This window comes from Cryobacterium tagatosivorans (genome assembly GCF_004402215.1).
Lineage (GTDB): Bacteria > Actinomycetota > Actinomycetes > Actinomycetales > Microbacteriaceae > Cryobacterium > Cryobacterium tagatosivorans.
Map to the genome: position 1 here is coordinate 1 of NZ_SOEZ01000018.1, position 18,874 is coordinate 18,874.

Genomic DNA, 18,874 nt, shown 5'->3' on the forward strand with positions numbered 1-18,874 from the left:
CTTGCGGGCGTTGAGCAACTCACGGAAGTTGAACAGGATGGTCTGGCGCTTCGCCTGCGAGGTGTCGCGCCAGGCCGGGAACGCGGCCAGGGCCGACGCAATCGCGACGTCGACGTCGGCCGTGCTGGCCAGGCTCACGTTCCGGGCGACCTGGCCGGTCGCCGGGTTGAAGACCGGCGCGGTGCGCGTGGAGGTACCGGCGGCGGCAGCTCCATCGATCCAATGGCTGACAGTGGGAATGGCGTTCATAGTTATCTTTCGATTCTTTCGGTGTTGTGGATTGTGGGGGCCGGCGATCAGGCCAGCAGGTCGAGGCCGAGCACCTCGTCGTAGACGGCGAGGGCTTCGGCGACCTCGTCGTCGGTGACGACGCAGGGCGGCACGACGTGGATGCGGTTGTCCGCGAGGAAGGGCAGCAGGCCACGGCCGAGCAGCTCGGCCTTGATCCGCCCCATCACCGCCCCGTTGAGCGGCTCGCGGGNATCCGCCAGGCCCGGCGCGAGCACATCGCGGCCGATCCGGGCCGCGTTCTCGACGATGCCCTCGTCCTCCATCGCGTCCAGCGCCGCGACGATGGACGCCATCGCCAGCGGGTGACCGCTGTAGGTCAGGCCGCCCGGGAAGACGCTCGTGTCGAAGGTATGCGCTATCGAGTCCGAGATGATCACGCCGCCCGTCGGAACGTAGCCGGAGTTGACGCCCTTGGCGAAGGTGATCAGGTCGGGCACGACGTCGTAGCCGTCGAAGGCGAACCAGCGCCCGGTGCGGCCGAACCCGGCCATGACCTCGTCCAGGATCAGCAGGATGCCGTACCGGTCACACAGCGCCCGCACGCCCGCCAGATACCCGGGCGGCGGCACCAGCACGCCCGCCGTGCCCGGGATCGATTCGATCAGCACGGCAGCAATCGACGTCGGGCCCTCGCTCTGGATCATGCGCTCCAGGTGGCGCAGGGCGCGTTCGCTTTCCTGCTCCGGCGTTGTCGCCCAGAATTCGCTGCGGTAGAGGTACGGGCCGAAGAAGTGCACGTGTCCGCGCGCGAATTCGTTCGGGATGCGGCGCCAGTCGCCGGTCGCGACAATGGCCGACCCGGTGTTGCCGTGGTACGAACGGTAGGTCGAGAGCACCTTGTCGCGGCCGGTGTGCAACCGGGCCATCCGGATCGCATTCTCGATCGCATCCGCACCGCCGTTGGTGAAAAAGACCTTGTTGAACCGCGCCGGTGCCCGGCCCACGATCCGTTTGGCCGCTTCGCCGCGGGCGAGGTTGGCCGTCGACGGCGCGATGGTCGCTAGCGTCCCGACCTCTTCGATGATGGCCTTGACGACGGCCGGATGCTGGTGGCCGATGTTGACGTTCACCAGCTGGCTCGAGAAGTCCAGGTAGCTGCGACCGGCGTTGTCCCACACGCGCGAGCCCAGCCCGCCGGCGATGACGAGCGGCTTGAGGGCGCCCTGCGCCGACCAGGAGTGGAAAACGAAGGCACGATCGAGCTCGACCGTGCGCTGGTCGAGCCCTGCCCCTGCGGTCAGTTTGACGGTGTCATGGCCGGTGGTGTCATACACGATATTCGGTGTCTTTCTGTAGTGGGGATGGCGCCGAAGCGCGGTAAGGAGTGGTTCGGCGACGGTGGGAGTCGCGGCTAGATTTCCGGCCGGACGATTGACCGCGGTGCGAGCCCGAGGCCGCGGGTGTGCTGCGCGATTTCCTCGAGCGACGCGACCCACACGCCCGGGGTGGCCTTGACCTCGGCCATGAGCTCGCCGAGCTGCCGGGCTCTCCCCGGCCGGCCGGAAAGGAAGGGATGATTCGTGAGCACCCAGCATCCGCCTTCGTCGTGGAGCCCCTCGAACTCGCTGGTCCAGAGTTCGCGGGCCTTGGCCGGCGTCTCGATCAGGCCGCTGCCCGAAATGTCCGGGAGGAAGCAGTACTGCTCCCAGTCGTCCAGGGCCCATTGGATGGGAATCTCAACGATCGACTCCGCGGAGCCCGGCGTGATCGACAGCTCGTAGGGAACATCCGCATCCATCAGGCTCGAGTCGTAGAGGAATCCACGCGCGGCCAGCAGCGCCGGGGTCTCCCAGGACAGATCCCACATCGGGGCCCGGTAGCCAACCGGCCGCACGCCGACCACCTCGGCCAGGGCGTCCAGTCCCCGATCGAGGTTGTCGATCTGGCCGGCGAGATCGACGGCGCTCGGTTGCTCGTGCAGGTAGCCGTGGTGGGCGATTTCGTGGCCGGCCCTGGCGATGTCCCTGACAATTCCCGGATACCGGTGGGCCGTGTACCCGGGGACGAAGAAGGTGGATCGGATCTGATGATGATCGAGCATCCGCAACAGCCGGGGAACGCCCACGAGCGGGCCGTAGGCCTGGTGGCTCATCACGCTCATCCGGTCGGCGTTCCCTGGTGCGTTCCAGAGCACGGCCGACTCGGCATCGACATCGAAGGTGAACGCCGCTGCCGACTGCTTCCCTTCCGGCCATCGGATGGGACCTGCGGCGGTCATTCGCGGCTCTGCGCAGACATGATCGTAATCAGCTCATAGGCAAGATTCGCCGCCGCCACGGCCGTGATGGCCGCGTGGTCGTAGGCCGGGGACACCTCGACGATGTCGGCGCCGACGATTTTGTTGTGGCGGAACCCCCTGAGCACCGCGAGGAGTTCGCGGCTTGTCATGCCCCCGGCTTCCGGCGTGCCGGTGGCGGGCGCGAATGCCGGGTCCAGGACGTCGATGTCGATCGAGATATACACCGGAGCGTCGCCGACCCGGTCAAGGACCCGCTCGAGGATGCCGTCGACCCCGATGCGGTCGAAATCGCGGCAGTGCACGATGGTGAAGCCCATTTTCTCATCGTCGGTGAGATCTGCCGGGTCGTAGAGCGATCCGCGGATTCCGACGTGGGCCGACCTGTCCTTGCGGATCAGCCCTTCCTCCGAGGCGCGGCGGAAGGGGGTGCCGTGCGTGTACGGCGCTCCGAAGTAGGTGTCCCACGTGTCGAGGTGTGCGTCGAAATGCACCAGGGCGACCGGACCGTGCTGGGCGTGGGCCGCCCGAAGGGCCGGGAGGGCGACGGTGTGGTCGCCGCCGAGGGCGAGGACGAGGCGGCCGTCCGCCATGAGCTCGGCGAGCCCTGCCTCGATCTCCCCGAGCGCTTCCACGATGTCGAACGGGTTGCAGGCGATGTCGCCCGCGTCGACCACCTGCGCGTCCGCGAAGGGCATCGAGTCGAGAGCGGGGTTGTACGGGCGGAGCAGCCGGGAGGCTTCGCGAATCGCCGAGGGGCCGAAGCGCGCTCCGGGACGGTAGGTGACCCCCGCGTCGAACGGGATGCCGACGACCGCCACGTCATAGTCCGGCACATCCTCGCGCCGGGGCAACCGGGCGAAAGTGGTCAGGCCGGCGTAGCGCGGGGACTTCTGGCCGTCGACCTGGCCTACCGGCGTGCTTCGGGCGCTGATGTCGGGAGTGTTCATGACGTGTTTCCTTCTGTGTGCTGTGCAGCCCGGAGGCGTGAAGAATTTGGAATCGGGGGCATGCTCACGCTCGCCCTCTCGTGGAGCCGCCGTTGACCTGCACCACCTGGCCGATGATCGCGGAGAGTCGGAAATCGCACAGCAGCGCGACCGCCGCCGCGATTTCGGGCGACGTGCCGATCCGGCCCAGGGGGATGCCGGCGGCATAGACGGCCCGCATCTCGTCGAGGGAGATCCCGGCGCTTCGGGCATCGACCTCAAGCTGGGGGGTGTCGGTCACGCCGGGTGCGACCGCGTTGACGATGATGCCTTCGGGGGCCAGTTCGCGGCCCAGCGTTTTGACCAGTGAGATCAGGCCGGCCTTCGAAGCCGAGTAGGCCGTCGCGCCGGGCCACCCCGTGACACCCCACTCGCTGGAGATCACCACGATGCGTCCGGCTCCGCGACGTCGCATCCCCGGCAGGACGGCCTGGACGAGGTGGAAGGTGCCACCGAGGTTGGTGTCGATGACTTTCCACCAGTCCGCGGGGTCGGCCTCCAGGAACGGCCCCATGGTCATGAAGGCGTGGTTGGCGACCAGGACGTCCACCGGGCCGACTTCCAGTTCGACCCGTTGCACCAGTGCGCGAACCTGATCCGGGTCCGACACGTCGCCGGGCACGGCCAGTCCGGACAGCTCCGCGGCGAGGGCCGACAGCTCGGCCGAGGCCTCCCGGTCGTTCACCGCCACGGTGGCGCCCGAGGCGGCAAGCCGGCGGGCGTGCTCCGCGCCCATGCCCTGCGCCGCGCCGGTGACGAGGACGACTTTGCCTTCGAGATCGGGGTAGGGATGGCCGGTGTTCTCGGGCATCAGATCACCGCTCCAGCATTGGGGTTGAGGGTTTCCCCGACGCAGAATGTGCCCTCGTCGAGAAGGAATGCGATGCAGATCGCGACTTCCTCTGGTGAGGTCAGCCTGCCCAGGGGAAGGGTGGCCAGGTATTCCGGGGCGCGCCACGGAGAGTCGGCTGCGAGCAGGGGCGTGTCCGTTGGGCCCGGCGCGACGGCATTGACCCTGATTCCGCTGGGTGCGGACTCCGCGGCGAGGCTCCGGACGAGGCCGAGCAACGCGCCTTTCGCGGCCGCGTAGTGCGCGTCCTGCGACCCGCCGCCGATGGCCAGTTCGCTCGTGATCGCCACAATCGACCCGCCGCCGGCCGTTGTCATTCCCGGCATCACCGCGCGACTCAGGTTGACGAATCCGCCCACATGGACCGAGAGCATCCGGCGCCAGTGGTCGAGCGTGATCTCGGACACGGGCAGCATTTCGTAGTAGCCGGCGGCCGAAACCGCGGCTTTAACCGGCCCGAGTTCCTGCTCGACCCGAGCGACCGCGGCCCTGACCTCCTCCGGATCGGCCATGTCGACGCACGCGTCGAAGGAGCACTGCGGCGAGGGCCTGAGGTCGAACCCGGCGACGGTCCAGCCGCGGGACTCGAGTTCCGCTGCGGCGGCCGCCCCGATTCCGCTGGCTGTGCCCGTGACGATGGCCACCTTGCGTGCCGCCGCGTTCTGGCTCATGAGAATTGCGATTCCTTTTCCGGGAGGTTCTCCGGCGGCAGGAGCTCTTCGGGCATCCGGTATTCCAGTCCGGTGACGACGGGGATGCGCTTGTGAACGGCCAGGTAGATCACCGTTCCGACGACGCTCAGGACGGCGACGGCGATCCAGATCGACCAGTCGAGGAAGGACTCTTCGTACACGGGCCGCGGCCAGGCGATGTTGAGGAATTCGAAGGTGGCCCAGATCAGCGCGATCACGGCGAGCGGGAGCGTTGCCTTGCCGAGGGTGAACGGGCCGGCACGCCAGCGTCCGCGCAGATTCACAACAACGAATCCGACGAGCGGGAACAGGAACGAGAGGAAGAATCCGCCGGAGGTGAAGTTCAGCATCAGCGTGTACACGTTCTCAGCCACGTCGCTCAGGAGGAACAAGGCGCCGCCGACGACCATCGTGATCAGCAAGGGGCCCACGGGCTGGCGCTGCTTCCGACTCAGCCGGGACAGCATCTTCGAAGCCGGCAGTGCGCCATCCCTCGCGAACGACCAGATCATTCGTGACGCGGAGGTCTGCAGGGCCAGGAAGCTGGCCAGGAAGCCGATGACGAAGAGGATCTCGACGGGCTTGGCGATCTGGCTGCCGAGCTGCGACGTGAGAGTGAAGTTCACCGGGTCAGCGACGCTGCCGCTGCGCACGGCGTCAAGGTCCGGAACGGCGAGGATGAGGGCGAGGCTCGTGTACATGACGACCACGGCAATGAAGATGAGTGCGAAGAGGATCGCCTTGGGCAGGTTCTTGCGCGGCTCATTGACTTCCTCGGCAATCGCGCCAGCGCTCTCGAACCCGACGAACGAGAAACCGATGAAGACCATGGCGAGCAGGAACGGACCGCTGAGCGACAGGTAGTCAGTTCCCGGTGCGAGCCCCGCGCTCCCATCGAACAGGACACTGATGGAGTTGTGCTGGTGGAAGAAGAGAAGCCAGGTGCCGAGGCCGAGCGAGCCGACGATTTCAGCCACGATGCTGCCGATCATGAAGACCTTCAACACCATCCGTCCGGCCAGGTTCACGGCCGTTCCGAGGACCAGGACCACCAGCGCAATCCAGGCTTTGTCGACGCCGGTGGGGTTGTCGATGCCAATGACGTTGGCGATGAAACCCGCTGCGGCTATGGCGACGGTTGCCATCGCGATCAGCAGGGTCCACATGTATGCCCAGCCGGCAAACCAGCCGAATGCCTTGCCCCCGAGACGAGCAGACCACTGGTAGATCGACCCCTCGATGGGCCAGCGCGAAACCAGCATCGCGAAGACGAGGGCGACCAGGAGCTGGCCGCCGAAGACGATGAGAAAGCCCCACCAGAAGGACGGGCCGGCGATGGACAGGGCAACGCCGAAGATCCCATAGAGCGCGACGATCGGCGAGATGAACGCGAAACCGAACGCAAAGGATGAGAAGAGGTTGAAATCTCGCTTGAGGGTGATGCCTTCGGCGGCAGCGACCGTTTCGGTCTGGGTCATGGTGTGGTCTCCTTCGACTCTCGCAATTATGAATTGATTCGGGATGCGGCGGCCACTTTCGGCCACAACTTAGGAAGAACCACCGAGGACGGTGGGTGATATTGTAGGAACCTCTAATCTAAGGCGATCGTATAAGCAACAATTGCGTTGCATACCGGACATTCTGAAATGAGGGTAGTAGAAGTGGCCAAACCGATCGCTCCGGCATTCGGCCTGGAACTCGGGGAACTCGTCGAAGTGACAGAACTCGGACTCCGGCTCATCGTGGGTTCCGACTGGGCGCTGCCCCGGGTCGTCAGCTGGGCCCACGCCACGGAAATGACCGACCCCCGGCCGCATTTGCGCGGAGCGGAACTCGTCTGCACGGTGGGGTCGGCGCTGCTGGATGCATCCAGTTGTGCGCGGCTGGTCGAAGCGGTCCATGCGACGGGCTCGGCCGGAATCTGTCTCGGCATCGGAGAGGTTCACACCCAGATTCCCCGGGCATTGATCAAGGAATGCCGACGGCTCTCCGTGCCGCTGATCGAGATGGCCCATGGAGTCCCCTTCCTCGCCATTAATGATGTTCTCGCCGACGCGCGCGTTCGCGCTCAAACCGGAAGCAGCCAGCGCAATGCGGAGTTGGTCGGCAGGCTGCTGGCGGCTCTTCGCGAGAATGCGCCGATGGAAGACATCCTGAGCGTTTGTACTGCCGCCCTGGGAGGTTCGCTCACCTTCGAGCCCGTCGACCCTGCAACTGAGCTGCTCCCCGCGGCCCTCGGCGCAGTGGTTGACGACGCGCCGGGGGCTGTCTCCATCTCGACGGCGGAAGGAAACCTGCTCATTTGGCAGGGCCAGTCCCCCGCGCCCGATGCCGACCTGCTCGGCCAGATCGGTCGAATTCTCGAGATCGCCCGGCACGAGAAGGCGGACCGTGATATTCAGAACCGTCAACGCATCGGGCAACTTTTCGCCCTGGTCTCCGACGGCTTGGCTGATTCTGCGGCCCTCATGCCGGAGTTGCAGAGGGCGGGCCTTGTTGGGAAATCTGTGACGATCTCGGCATGGCCGGCGGAAACAGCACAACTCCTCGCCGCGCACCTGCCCGGCACGTTGATCGCAGACGCGCCCGAAGCCACTTTCGTCGTCACGACCAGCCCGCAGACCGTGTACGACACTGCCCGCGATCTGGGTTTGGTCTCCGGCCACGGAAGCCCGGTCGACGTTTCCCAGATCGCGAGGGGAATCGGTGAAGCCCGAGCGACGCTTCGACTCGCGCGTCGTCACGGGAAGGTTGCCGGCCCGGAAAGCCTGACCAGCCTCACCGGGCTATTGGAACAACAGCCGCCCGTGCGGCTTGTTCCCTTCATCGACCAGCTCATCCGACCGTTGCTGGAACAGGACGCCCGCCGGGGAAGCCAGCTCCTGGCGACCTTGCGCACGTTCATCGAGCACCAGGGGTCCCTGCAGGCAACAGCCGAAGCCCAGTACCTTCACGTCAACACGGTCCGTCATCGACTCGGGCGGATCGCGGTCATCGTCGGCCGAAACCCCTTGGAAGACAACGACCGAGCCTCCCTGGCCATTGCCCTGTGGGCCTACGACAGGTCGCGACGATATGCTCCGTGACCCACGGGGTGAGATTCCCTCCGACATATGGGTCAGTGCGTGGCAGGTGTGGGCGGCAATCGGGCCTGGTCTCCGCGGGTAACGTTCCCCGCCCGGATGACCTCGGCGTAGACGCCGAAAAGGATCTCGCCGGCATCCAGTCGATAGCCGGCCAGCGTCTTCAGCAGGCTCGTTCCGCGAGCGCCGGTATCCGGATCGAGGTCGATGACCGCGCAGCGAGGGACACCGCCTTTCACCAGCAGGCGCGCTCCCCCGAGCTCGAGTTCGCGGCCGGCCCAGGAATCCTCCACATGTGCTGCGGCGTCGCCGGTGTCGATCGTGAAGGTGGACCGGAACCGGCGCTCGTCAACGGCAATTCCGGATTCGCGGGCCAGCCGACGCAGTGAGCTCGTCGTGGCGATCGTGACGGACGCGCCGAAAACCACGCCTCCTGCGACCACGCTCCGCGCGAGAGCCACGCTCCGGCCCAGGAGCCGGGAGAACTCACCGGCCCAGGGCCCGTTGACCACCTCCATCCGGCTGGCACGGCCCCAGTAGTCGAGTGTGAGGTACTCGCCGCTCATCTCGGGCTCCGCAGCGACCTGCCGCCCGCCGATGTCCACGGAAAGCACCCCGTTGTCCCATCGCGCCTCGCAGGACAGAAGGGACGGATGCTCGACAGTTTTCAAAACCTGTCCGCCGTCTGGATCGACGACCGCGAAGACTCGGTCCCCGACCGGTCCGTCGGACTGGAGAAGAACCTGGTCCCATGGCTGGTGGCGGCCACCCTTCAGCGCCGACACACCAATGTCGCGCAGATGCACTGTTCTGATCACCCAATCGGTCGAATGAGGTCAAGGCCCGCGAGGTACCTCCCGCAGCCAACCAAATGATATACGATTCAACAAGCGACGACAGCGATGTCCAATTCGCCCACAACGAAGTGAGGAAGCCGTGCAGTTTCACCACCACGGATACGTATCCACAGACCCGCGCATCCAGGACGCCGCGGGGGTCGGCCTCGATCGCCCCGAGGAGCTCCCCGAGAACGTCGACGTTCTCATCGTCGGGACGGGCCCGGCGGGCATGATCACCGCCGCCCAGCTCTCCCAGTTCCCCGGCATCACGACGCGCATCGTCGAGCGGCGGGGCGCACGCCTTCCGATCGGGCAGGCCGACGGCATCCAGGCCCGCAGCGTGGAGACCTTCCAGGCGTTCGGTTTCGCGGAGCGCATCATCGCCGAGGCCTACCGCATCACCGAGATGGCCTTCTGGAAGCCGGACCCGAGCGACCGCTCGCGCATCATCCGCACCGCCCGCGCGGTGGACGACCCCACCGGCATCAGCGAATTCCCGCACCTCATCGTCAACCAGGCGCGCGTGCTGGACTACTTCGCCGAGGTGATGGCCAATTCGCCGACGCGGATGAAGCCCGACTTCGGCCTGGAGTTCCGCGGCCTGGAGAACACGAACGAGGGCAACTATCCCGTCACGGTGACGCTCGTGCACACGACCGGGGAACGCGCGGGCCAGGAGCGTATCGTTCACGCCAAGTACGTCGTCGGCGCCGACGGCGCCCGCAGCGGCGTGCGCGACTCCATCGGCTGCACGCTCGCCGGCGACCAGGCAAAGCACGCCTGGGGAGTCATGGACGTGCTCGCGGTCACCGACTTCCCGGACATTCGCACGAAGTGCGCGATCCAGTCCGGCTCGGGTGGAAGCATCCTGCACATTCCTCGGGAGGGCGGATACCTGTTCCGCATGTACGTCGACCTGGGCGACGTGGCCGATGATGACAACGGTGCCGTGCGCAAGACGACGATCGAGGAGATCATCGCGAAGGCGAACGCGATCCTGCACCCCTACACGCTCGACGTGAAAAACGTCGCCTGGCACAGCGTGTACGAGGTCGGCCATCGACTCACCGACCGGTTCGACGACGTGCTCCCCGCAGAAATCGGCACCCGCACGCCGCGGGTCTTCATCACCGGCGACGCGTGCCACACGCACAGCGCCAAGGCCGGCCAGGGCATGAACGTGTCGATGCAGGACGGCTTCAACCTGGGCTGGAAGCTCGGCCACGTGCTCGACGGTCGCAGCCCCGAGACCCTGCTCGGCACCTACTCGGCCGAGCGCCAGGTCATCGCGAAGAACCTCATCGACTTCGACAAGCAGTGGTCGACCCTCATGGCGACGAAGCCGGAGGACCTCAAAGACCCCTCGGAGCTCGAAGACTTCTACACCCGCACCGCCGAGTTCCCGGCCGGCTTCATGACGCAGTACCCGCCGTCGATGCTGATCGGCGAGTCGACCCACCAGGAACTCGCTACCGGGTTCCCGGTCGGCAAGCGCTTCAAGTCCGCCCCGGTCGTTCGCGTCGGCGACGCCAACCCGGTGCAGCTCGGACACCACCACCGCGCCGATGGACGCTGGCGCGTGTACGCGTTCGCGGATGCCGCGGTTTCCGGTGAGCCCTCGGCGCTGGCGGACTGGGCGCACTGGGTGCGGACCTCGCCGGAGTCGCCGCTGCTCGTGCACACCCCGGCGGGGAGCGACATCGACAGCGTCTTCGACATCAAGGCGGTCTACCAGCAGGCGCACACCGGAGTGGACATCGGCGGTGTTCCCGAGGTGTTCCTGCCGAAGACCGGCCCGTTCGGGCTGATCGACTACGAGAAGCTGTACGCCGCCGATCCGGAGCACGACATTTTCGAGCTCCGCGGAATCAACCGCGGTGGCGCCGTTGTGGTGGTGCGCCCGGACCACTACGTGGCGAACGTGCTGCCGCTGACGGCGACGGCGGAGCTGGCTGCGTTCTTCCGGCAGATGCTGCTCGTGCGGTAGCCGGCGTGTTCACGAGTCAACCAATGGGCGGTTCGTCGACTCGCGGGCGCGCAGCACGTTCTTGACTGAAGGTGGACCGCTCCGTGCGTCGCCGTCGAGTCGGGAGAGCAGGAAATTGACCGCCGCCGTCGCCGTTGCCTCCGGACTCAGGTCAACGGACGTGATCGTCGGCCTGCTGCTGCGGGTCTGTTCGGAATCAGACCCGGCCACAATCATGACGTCGCCGGGAACGGTGAGGCCCGCCTCCCGGAGTCGCGCTTGCAGACCGGAGGCATGCCGTCCAGTCAGGCAGTAGATGCCGTCCGGCACCGGCTCCCCCGAATCCAGCATCACGTCGGCGACCATTCGGCCTCCGCTCTCCCCCGATCGCTCGTCCTCACGGTAGACGATCGCCTCTTGGCCGCGACCTGCGCACCACGAGCGATAGGCGATCTCGCTGTCGGCGTTCCAGGCATTGGCATCCGTACCGGCGACGAGGGCCACGCGCTGCGCGCCACGGTCGAGTAGGTGTGCAAACACTTCAGTTGAATCCGCCCCTGTGCCCGTCCCGATCCAGTCGGTGAAGTCGGGCCGATCCACGTCTCTGCCCACGGTCACCAATGGGATGCCATTGCGTTTCAGCAGTCCGATCACGGGATCGTTCCCGACCGGATCGGAGATGATGAAGCCGTCCACGGCGAGCGCGATCCCCGGCACGCTGCCAGTCGTCGGGTCACGCACGAGCATCAGGCCGAACCCGCGGTCAAGGGCGGCCACGGCGGCGGCCCCGGCGAACCGGACGAAGTAGTCAACCCCGACGGGCAAGTACGAATCAAGGGTGTCGAGGGGGCGAATGACCAGCCCGAGAATGCCCAAGCGGTTGCTGCGCAGCCCACGCGCAATCGCATCCGCGCTGTAGCCGAGTGTTGCGGCGGCATCGACGACCCTCTTCCGCGTGGCCGCCGCCACAACGCCCTTGCCGTTCAGAGCATGGGAGACGGTGGTTATGGAGACCCCCGCGTTCCGCGCGACATCGTGAATGGTGACCCGCCGTCCTGAAGTGCTCACGAGAAGCACACTACTCCGTCAAATCAGTTCACAAATCGTTTTGCTCATTCCTCGCCCAAAACGTTTTGTTCCGCTAGGTTCTCAATCACTGCACGTGCCGGCATCTCCCTCACCAAGAAATAGGGGCTCCATATGAAGAAGAAGAAAGCAGTCGCCGCTCTCGCGGTTCTCACCCTGGCTCTGACCGGCTGTGCCGGTGCTCCCAAGACCTCCGAAGGCCCCAGCCTGGCCAAGGATGATCTCCTGGTCACCACTCCCGAGGCCGTCGGTGAGCTCGACCTCGCCACCTGGAACCTGCCCTTCGGTGAGCCGGCTTCGCTCGACCCGATCAAGGCCTTCAACTACCCGGAAAACACCGTCGTCGCGAACCTCTGCGAAGGCCTGATGCAGCTGCAGCCCGACTACAGCATCACTCCCAATCTGGCCGAGAAGGTGGACAGCCCCGACGCGTCGACTTACGTCTACACCCTGCGGCAAGGCGTGACCTTCTGGGACGGCCAGCCGATGACCACCGAAGACGTTCTCTTCAGCCTGGGTCGCCAGCTCGATCCGAACGAGGGCAGCTACTGGGCCGGGGGCATCGTCGACAACATCGCCTCCATCGACCAGACCGGCGACTGGGAGGTCACCGTCAAGCTCAAGGCGCCAGATGCCACGTTCAACTCCTACATGGTCACCCCCGTCGGCACAGTAGTGCAGAAGGCCCACCGCGAAGCCGCCGGCGAGAGCTATGGCACCCCCGCCGGCCTGGTCATGTGCACCGGACCCTTCTCCGTCGGCGCGTGGAACGAGGGCCAGTCCATCTCCCTCCAGCGCAACAGCAGCTACTGGAACGAGGACAAGGCCGCCAAGACCGCGCAGGTCGACATCAACTTCATCGTCGACTCCGCCGCCATCGCCAACGCGCTGTCCACCGGAGCCATTGACGGCTCCTACGACGTCCCTCTGGGTGCGCTGAGTACCCTGCAGAACTCCACTGAGGGCACCCTCAACCTCGGGCGATCACTCCAGCTCGTCGCCATCATCGGGACCGGTAACGGCGCGTTCGCGGACCCGGCCGTGCGCAAGGCACTCATGATGGCCACGGACCGGGAAGCCATCGCGAACACCGTGTTCGAGGGAACTGCCCAGGCCTCCCGGTCGCTCGTCCCCAACAACGGCTGGGCCTACGGCGCGAGTGAGTTTGAATCCGGCCGAGAAAACCTCGCGCCGACGGGCGTCGACATCGAGGGGGCCAGAGAGGTCCTGAAAGAGGCCACGGTCGACCTGACTCAGCCCATCAAGATCGTCTATCCCTCCGAGCGCACCTACTACGCCGACATCATCTCGGAGATCTCTAATGGCGCTGCCGCCATCGGCCTGAAGGTGGAGCCGGAAGGAATCCCGAGCGCACAGTTCGGCGCGTTCTTCTCCGACCCGAAGGCACGCCAGGGCCACGACGCGTTTGTGACCAATAACTATATGGACGTGCCGGACCCGCTCGACTTCCTGCGGACCATCATGGGCACCGGTGGATCTCAGAACTACAACGAGTACAGCAGTCCAGAGGTGGACGACCTGCTCGCCGAAGCGGCCGCAGCGACCGACGAGGACGAACGCGCGGCGCTCGTGAACGAGATCCAGGACATCGCCATGACTGACCTGCCATGGATCCCGATCGCGGACCCCTCGGTGCGGCTGTTCCTCAACAAGCGGATTACGGGCGTCCCGGCATCCTTCGTCTACCTCTATTACCCCTGGGCCGCCGACCTCGGGGCTGCGGCCGAGTAGGCGACCGTGAACGAGAAGGGGTCATCACAGTGATGTTCGTCATGCGCAGGCTGCTCGCTCTGGCCGGGGTGCTCGTCGTGTCAAGCTTCCTGGTGTTCGCTGCCATGTACGCGGCGCCAGGCAGCCCGGAGAACTTCCTGGTTCAGGGCCGCACCGTTTCGCCGGAGGTCTTGGCCGCGATCCGCGAACAGTACTCACTTGATGACCCCTTCTTCGTTCGCTTTTGGAACTGGCTCACGAACGTGCTGCAGGGCGATTTCGGGCTCTCGCTCTCCAATCGTCAGGATGTGGGCGAGCTGCTCGCCAATCGTCTGCCCACCACACTGATGCTGGTGCTGCTCGCTGCCATCGTGATCGTCGTGCTGGGCCTGGGCCTCGGCATTGGGGCCGGCGTTCGCGACGGTTTCGTCGACAAGATCGTCCTTTTGGGTTCCAACCTGGGATTCGCGGTGCCGACCTTCTTCGCCGCTCTTCTTCTGATGAGCATCTTCAGTGTGGGCCTGGGCTGGTTCCCCGTCTTCGGATCAGGGACGGGGTTTCTCGATCGCATCTGGCACCTCACACTGCCGGCCCTCGCCCTTGCCCTGCCGTCCGCGGCCGTGGTCGCACGTATCACCCGCACCGCCATCCGGGAGGAGCGGGACTCCGAGCACTCGGTCATGGCGAGCGCCCGCGGAGTGCCCGGCAGATTGGTGCTGCGCCGCCACGTCATCCGCAACTCCATGCTCCCGGTGAGCACCATCGTCGGCGTGCACATCGCGGGGCTCATCGCGGGTTCCTTCGTCGTGGAATACGCATTCACCCTCGACGGACTCGGAACTCTGCTGGTGAGCGCCGTGCAGAGAAAAGACTTCGCCGTCGTGCAGGCGATCGCCATCATTCTGGTCGCGGCATTCGGCATCATCAACCTGCTCGTCGATCTGCTCTATGCAGCCATCGACCCACGGGTAGGAACGAGGCGCAGCAAATGATCAAGTTCTTTCAACGTATGGGTCCACTCGGCTCAGTCGCCGTAGGATTCGTCGCCCTGGTCGTGCTCGGCGCGCTGTTGGCACCGATCATTGCCCCGTATGACCCGACCATCGGGTCCGTCATACAGCGCTACCAGGGCCCCAGCCTGGCCCACCTGCTTGGCACGGACCAGGCCGGGCGGGATATCTTCTCTCGGTTGCTCTGGGGCGCGCGATCGAGCCTGACCGGTCCACTCATCGTGGTCGTTGTCACCGCGGTCTTCGGCACGACGCTGGCGTTGACCAGCGTCTGGTGGGGTGGAATGGTGGACTCCTTCATGAGCCGGGTGCTCGATCTGCTGTTCGCGTTCCCCAACCTCCTGCTGGCGATGCTCGCCATCGCCGTCTTCGGGCCGAGCCTCACCACAGCCGCCCTCGCTCTGTCGATTGCGTACATCCCCTATACCGCGCGGGTCATCCGCAGCACGGCGATGCGCGAACGCAACCTGCCCTACATCCGGTCGCCACAGCTGCAGGGCATCTCCGGGCTGACGATCACCGTCAGACACCTGCTGCCCAACGTCGCGCCACTCATCGTGACCGGGGCGACGATCAACTTTGGTTTCGCGATGATCGAACTCGCCGCACTTTCCTTCCTGGGTCTTGGTGTGCAGCCGCCCCAGGCGGACTGGGGCGTCATGGTGTCAAACGGGCAGCAGTCCCTCCTCAAGGGCTACCCGGCCGAGAGCGTCCTCGCCGGACTGTGCATTGTGCTGACCGTCTCCGCCCTCGGCGTCGTCGGCGAACGTCTGGGCGGCCGTGCGGCCGCCGGAAGGAAAGCATGATGCTGGATATTCGTGGTCTCAACCTCGTCATCACCGGTGAGCACTCGTCACGCCAGATCCTCAGCGACGTGTCGATCACCGTCAACTCCGGCGAGGCCGTCGGGCTGGTCGGCGAATCGGGCAGCGGCAAGTCCATGACTCTGCGGTCGATCCTCCGCACCGAACCACGGAACGCCACGGCCACCGGCGACATCACCCTCGATGGGGTCGACGTGCTCGCGCTGCGGGGCGAGCCGCTGCGTCTCATGCGGGCGAGGGCCGTTTCGATGATCGCTCAAAACCCGCACGCCGTGCTCAACCCGGTGCTGCCCATCCGGCAGTACCTCGTCGAGGGCATGCACGACGCCCAGGGCCTTTCCGTTCGCGCAGCCCGGCTGCGGGCGGGCGAGCTCCTCGAGCAGGTCGGCATCGAGCACGTTGACCGGGTCCTCGCCTCTTACCCGCACCAGCTCTCAGGGGGAATGCTGCAGCGGGTCGTGATCGCGGGGGCGATCGCCGGGAAGCCCCGGCTGCTGCTCGCCGATGAGCCGACGACCGCCCTGGACGTCACCACCCAGGCCGAAGTGATGGCGATCCTCGACGATTGCCGACGCGAACTGGGCATGGCCATGCTGTTCGTCACCCATGACCTCGACCTCGCCGCGGCCGTCTGCGACCGAATCAACGTGATGAAGAACGGGGTAGTGGTGGAGACGGGCAAGCCGGAACAGCTCCGTGACCATCCGCAGCATCCGTACACCCGGGAGTTGATGGATTCCCGCCCTGCCGGCGTGATCTGGACCCGTGCAGCAGGAGGAATCGAATGACAACGCCCGCGATTGCCGTCGATTCGCTCACGAAGACCTTCCATACCGGCCACTCCAGCGGGGCTGTGACGGCGCTCGATGCGGTCACACTGACCGTCGAGCCCGGGTCCTGTCTGGCCGTCGTCGGCGAGTCGGGGTCAGGCAAGACCACGCTGGCACGCATCATCGTCGGTCTGGAAACTGCGGACTCAGGCACGGTCAGCGTCGCTGGTCACCTGGTCGCCGCCAAGGCGAACCGGCGCGAATTGCGCCGCCGCGCCCGGCACATCCAGATGGTGTTCCAGGACCCCCAGAGTTCGCTCAATCGCCGACTGCCAGTGCAGACCGCCGTGGACGAAGTCCTCCGCGCCCATTCCACGCTCGATCGCCGGGCCAGGCATCTGCGGTGCGTTGAATTGTTCGCACAGGTGGGCCTGGAACCGGACCAGCTGGCCTCTCTCCCCGGCGAGCTCTCCGGCGGGCAACGGCAGCGCGTGGCTATCGCCCGCGCCCTGGCCGCGGATCCGGCTGTCATTGTCCTGGACGAGTCTGTGGCTGCGCTCGACGTCACGGTGCAGGCGCAGATCCTCACCCTCCTGACCGAGCTGCGCCAGTCCCGAGGACTGACCTACCTCTTCATCACGCATGACCTGTCTGTCGTACAGATGATCGCAGACCAGGTCGTCGTGATGCGCCGCGGCAGCATCGTGGAGCGCGGGTCCACCGCCGACGTGCTGACCAACCCACAGCATCCCTACACTCAGCTCCTGCTGGAGTGTGCCCCTCGCCCGGGCTGGAAACCCCAGCGCGGCGTCATCCGTGCCCTTCGGGAAGAAATCACTTCATGACCGCTCAGACTCCGACAACAATTCGCGTCGACTCCACGGATGCCTTCCAACGCGGCCTTCAACGCGGCCGGGCGATCCGTGACGTGCTGGCCGACGGCGTTGCAATCTATCTGTCCCTCTTCACCGCAGCCGGCATCAGTCCCGCGAACGTGAGGCTGAACGCGGAACAGGCGCTTCTCGCCACCGAGCGCTGGTGTCCCGACCTCGCCCTGGAGCTGGAGGGGACCGCCGAAGGAGCCGGGCTCGACGTCTGGCAAGTAGCGGCCCTCAACGCGCGCACCGAAATCCTCTCAGGCGGCCTCAAGGCCAAGCCCGGCGAATGCTCGACAGTTGTCAACACGCTTAACAACCCCGTCGGCGCCCAGACATGGGACTGGCACGAGGAGCTGTCGGGGCACTGGCACTTGCAGGAGGTTCACGGGAACGCCCGCGATTTCGTCGGATTAACCGAGCACGGAATCCTCAGCAAGATCGGCATCAACGATGCCGGTGTCGGCATCCTGCTCAATATCCTGGGCCACCAGGCCGACCGGGCGGACGGGGTTCCCGTTCACCTGGTCGGCGCTCGCGTGCTGGCGCAAGCGTCGACACTCGACGAGGCGATCAATATCCTGCGAACCGCTCCGGTGAGCACGTCTAGTGCAATCACCGTGATAAGCCCGGAAGGCGCCGTCATCGTGGAGCTGAGCCCGATTGGTGCTGCTGTCGTGGAGCCGCAGGATTACGTGCTGCTCCACACGAACCACTTCCTGGACTCCAGGCTGGCCCTGGGCGAGAAGCCCGGGCTCTACGACCCGGACTCTCAGCTGCGCCTCGCAACTCTCACTGAGCGGGTGCAACTCTCGCCGCTTCCGCCTGTGGCGTCCGGCCTCTTGCCTTACCTGGTTTCTCAGCCAGGGGACGCAGCGCAGCTGTGCTGCGTTCCTGCAGACGGAGCCGTGCTGGGCGACCGCTGGGCGACACTAGCGACGATCACCCTGGACGCCGCGGCGCGCGCGATGACTGTGTCGGCTGGGTCACCCGCGGAGACGACAGAGAATGAGCCAGTGCGTCTGGTCGTCGTTCCGGCTGTTCTGAGCCAGTAAGGCGCACTCCAGCCAACAATGCTCCTTGCCTCGGCGGCACGGCCCCAGCAGAGTAGGGGCCGACAGCGTCAGTGGGCGGCTACTCGGCGGACGGCCGCTGCCGTTGCCGTTTCGTCGCCGACCGCTGCTGCTTTGCGGCGAGGTGCCGCCGGCCCGAGCCCCGGGTGGGTTTGGTCGGGCGGCGGGGAGCCGCATCGGGAGCAAGGCCCGCGGCAACGAGGTCGGCGAGCTTGGCCAGGGCGATCTCACGATTGCGCAGCTGGGAGCGCCGCTCGGAGGCGCTCACCGTGATCACCCCGGCGACGAGACGCCGTCCGAGCCGCGTGAGCAGCAGCATCCGCTGGTCATCGTCGAGTGCCGCCGATTCGGCGACGTTCCAGAAGAGCTCGACGCGGCTGTCCGAGGTGTTGACGTGCTGACCGCCGGGCCCGGACGAACGCGAGAACCGCCAGCCCAGTTCCGACGCGGGAATCGTGAGCGCGGGCGACACCTCCAGGTCCATGCCACCAAGGGTTGCACGATCCGGGCGTCCCTTCGGCAGTTTCCCTAGCGGATGACCATCGGGTCTGCGTGCATC

At 66.1% G+C, this 18,874-nt stretch carries 18 protein-coding genes; 8 read left to right on the forward strand and 10 right to left on the reverse strand.

The genetic code is table 11. The annotated features are described in order from the left end of the window. The 7 genes from E3O23_RS03440 to E3O23_RS03470 all read right to left on the reverse strand — a co-directional run. Positions 1-249, reverse strand: a 249-nt coding sequence (locus E3O23_RS03440) for an aldehyde dehydrogenase family protein (RefSeq protein ID WP_134488204.1), incomplete at its 3' end; no start/stop codon positions are given. Between the two features lie 47 nt (positions 250-296). Then, positions 297-1,532, reverse strand: coding sequence for an aspartate aminotransferase family protein (locus E3O23_RS03445; protein WP_134488325.1), 1,236 nt, complete (start codon positions 1,530-1,532; stop codon positions 297-299). Positions 1,533-1,642: 110 nt separating this feature from the next. Then, positions 1,643-2,509, reverse strand: coding sequence for a polysaccharide deacetylase family protein (locus tag E3O23_RS03450; RefSeq protein WP_134488206.1), 867 nt, complete (start codon positions 2,507-2,509; stop codon positions 1,643-1,645). Then, the gene (gene speB, locus E3O23_RS03455) at positions 2,506-3,477 is read right to left on the reverse strand and encodes an agmatinase (protein WP_134488208.1); all 972 of its coding nucleotides are present in this window, start codon (positions 3,475-3,477) and stop codon (positions 2,506-2,508) included. The genes E3O23_RS03450 and speB overlap by 4 nt, the downstream gene beginning before the upstream one ends. Positions 3,478-3,541: 64 nt before the next feature. Continuing rightward, a complete protein-coding gene (locus E3O23_RS03460; protein ID WP_134488210.1) occupies positions 3,542-4,327 on the reverse strand; it encodes an SDR family NAD(P)-dependent oxidoreductase in 786 nt (261 codons plus the stop codon). Continuing rightward, a complete protein-coding gene (locus E3O23_RS03465) occupies positions 4,327-5,037 on the reverse strand; it encodes an SDR family NAD(P)-dependent oxidoreductase (RefSeq protein WP_134488211.1) in 711 nt (236 codons plus the stop codon). The genes E3O23_RS03460 and E3O23_RS03465 overlap by 1 nt, the downstream gene beginning before the upstream one ends. Next, the gene (locus tag E3O23_RS03470; RefSeq protein WP_134488213.1) at positions 5,034-6,536 is read right to left on the reverse strand and encodes an amino acid permease; all 1,503 of its coding nucleotides are present in this window, start codon (positions 6,534-6,536) and stop codon (positions 5,034-5,036) included. The genes E3O23_RS03465 and E3O23_RS03470 overlap by 4 nt, the downstream gene beginning before the upstream one ends. Positions 6,537-6,719: 183 nt before the next feature. On the opposite strand from E3O23_RS03470, the gene E3O23_RS03475 reads away from it, so the two are divergent. After that, positions 6,720-8,144, forward strand: coding sequence for a PucR family transcriptional regulator (locus E3O23_RS03475; RefSeq protein WP_166790392.1), 1,425 nt, complete (start codon positions 6,720-6,722; stop codon positions 8,142-8,144). Between the two features lie 32 nt (positions 8,145-8,176). Here E3O23_RS03475 and E3O23_RS03480 read toward each other — a convergent pair whose 3' ends face one another. Further along, entirely contained in the window at positions 8,177-8,959 is a 783-nt protein-coding gene (locus E3O23_RS03480; protein WP_134488217.1) for an MOSC domain-containing protein, read from the reverse strand. 118 nt (positions 8,960-9,077) lie between these two features. Here E3O23_RS03480 and E3O23_RS03485 point away from each other — a divergent pair, with 118 nt between their 5' ends. Beyond that, positions 9,078-10,967, forward strand: a complete 1,890-nt coding sequence (locus E3O23_RS03485; RefSeq protein WP_134488219.1) for an FAD-binding monooxygenase — start codon at positions 9,078-9,080, stop codon at positions 10,965-10,967. Positions 10,968-10,976: 9 nt separating this feature from the next. On the opposite strand, the gene E3O23_RS03490 is transcribed toward E3O23_RS03485, so the two are convergent. Further along, positions 10,977-12,014 (reverse strand): LacI family DNA-binding transcriptional regulator, encoded by a 1,038-nt coding sequence (locus E3O23_RS03490; RefSeq protein ID WP_134488221.1) that lies wholly within the window; start codon positions 12,012-12,014, stop codon positions 10,977-10,979. 132 nt (positions 12,015-12,146) lie between these two features. On the opposite strand from E3O23_RS03490, the gene E3O23_RS03495 reads away from it, so the two are divergent. The 6 genes from E3O23_RS03495 to E3O23_RS03520 are packed head-to-tail and all read left to right on the forward strand — an operon-like array spanning position 12,147 to position 18,297. Beyond that, complete coding sequence (locus E3O23_RS03495) at positions 12,147-13,784, forward strand: ABC transporter substrate-binding protein (RefSeq protein ID WP_134488223.1); 1,638 nt, start codon at positions 12,147-12,149, stop codon at positions 13,782-13,784. 32 nt (positions 13,785-13,816) lie between these two features. Continuing rightward, a complete protein-coding gene (locus E3O23_RS03500; RefSeq protein WP_241983306.1) occupies positions 13,817-14,755 on the forward strand; it encodes an ABC transporter permease in 939 nt (312 codons plus the stop codon). Further along, complete coding sequence (locus E3O23_RS03505; RefSeq protein ID WP_134488227.1) at positions 14,752-15,579, forward strand: ABC transporter permease; 828 nt, start codon at positions 14,752-14,754, stop codon at positions 15,577-15,579. The genes E3O23_RS03500 and E3O23_RS03505 overlap by 4 nt, the downstream gene beginning before the upstream one ends. Then, entirely contained in the window at positions 15,579-16,385 is an 807-nt protein-coding gene (locus E3O23_RS03510; RefSeq protein ID WP_134488327.1) for an ABC transporter ATP-binding protein, read from the forward strand. Before E3O23_RS03505 ends, E3O23_RS03510 begins: the two co-directional genes overlap by 1 nt. Continuing rightward, complete coding sequence (locus E3O23_RS03515) at positions 16,382-17,212, forward strand: ABC transporter ATP-binding protein (protein ID WP_134488229.1); 831 nt, start codon at positions 16,382-16,384, stop codon at positions 17,210-17,212. Before E3O23_RS03510 ends, E3O23_RS03515 begins: the two co-directional genes overlap by 4 nt. Continuing rightward, positions 17,209-18,297 carry a C45 family autoproteolytic acyltransferase/hydrolase gene (locus tag E3O23_RS03520; protein WP_134488231.1) on the forward strand — a complete coding sequence of 363 codons (1,089 nt, stop codon included), beginning with the start codon at positions 17,209-17,211 and terminating at the stop codon, positions 18,295-18,297. The genes E3O23_RS03515 and E3O23_RS03520 overlap by 4 nt, the downstream gene beginning before the upstream one ends. Positions 18,298-18,376: 79 nt before the next feature. Here the strand turns inward: E3O23_RS03520 and arfB are convergent, their stop codons facing one another. Next, the gene (arfB, locus tag E3O23_RS03525) at positions 18,377-18,799 is read right to left on the reverse strand and encodes an alternative ribosome rescue aminoacyl-tRNA hydrolase ArfB (protein WP_134488233.1); all 423 of its coding nucleotides are present in this window, start codon (positions 18,797-18,799) and stop codon (positions 18,377-18,379) included. Positions 18,800-18,874 lie beyond the last annotated feature (75 nt).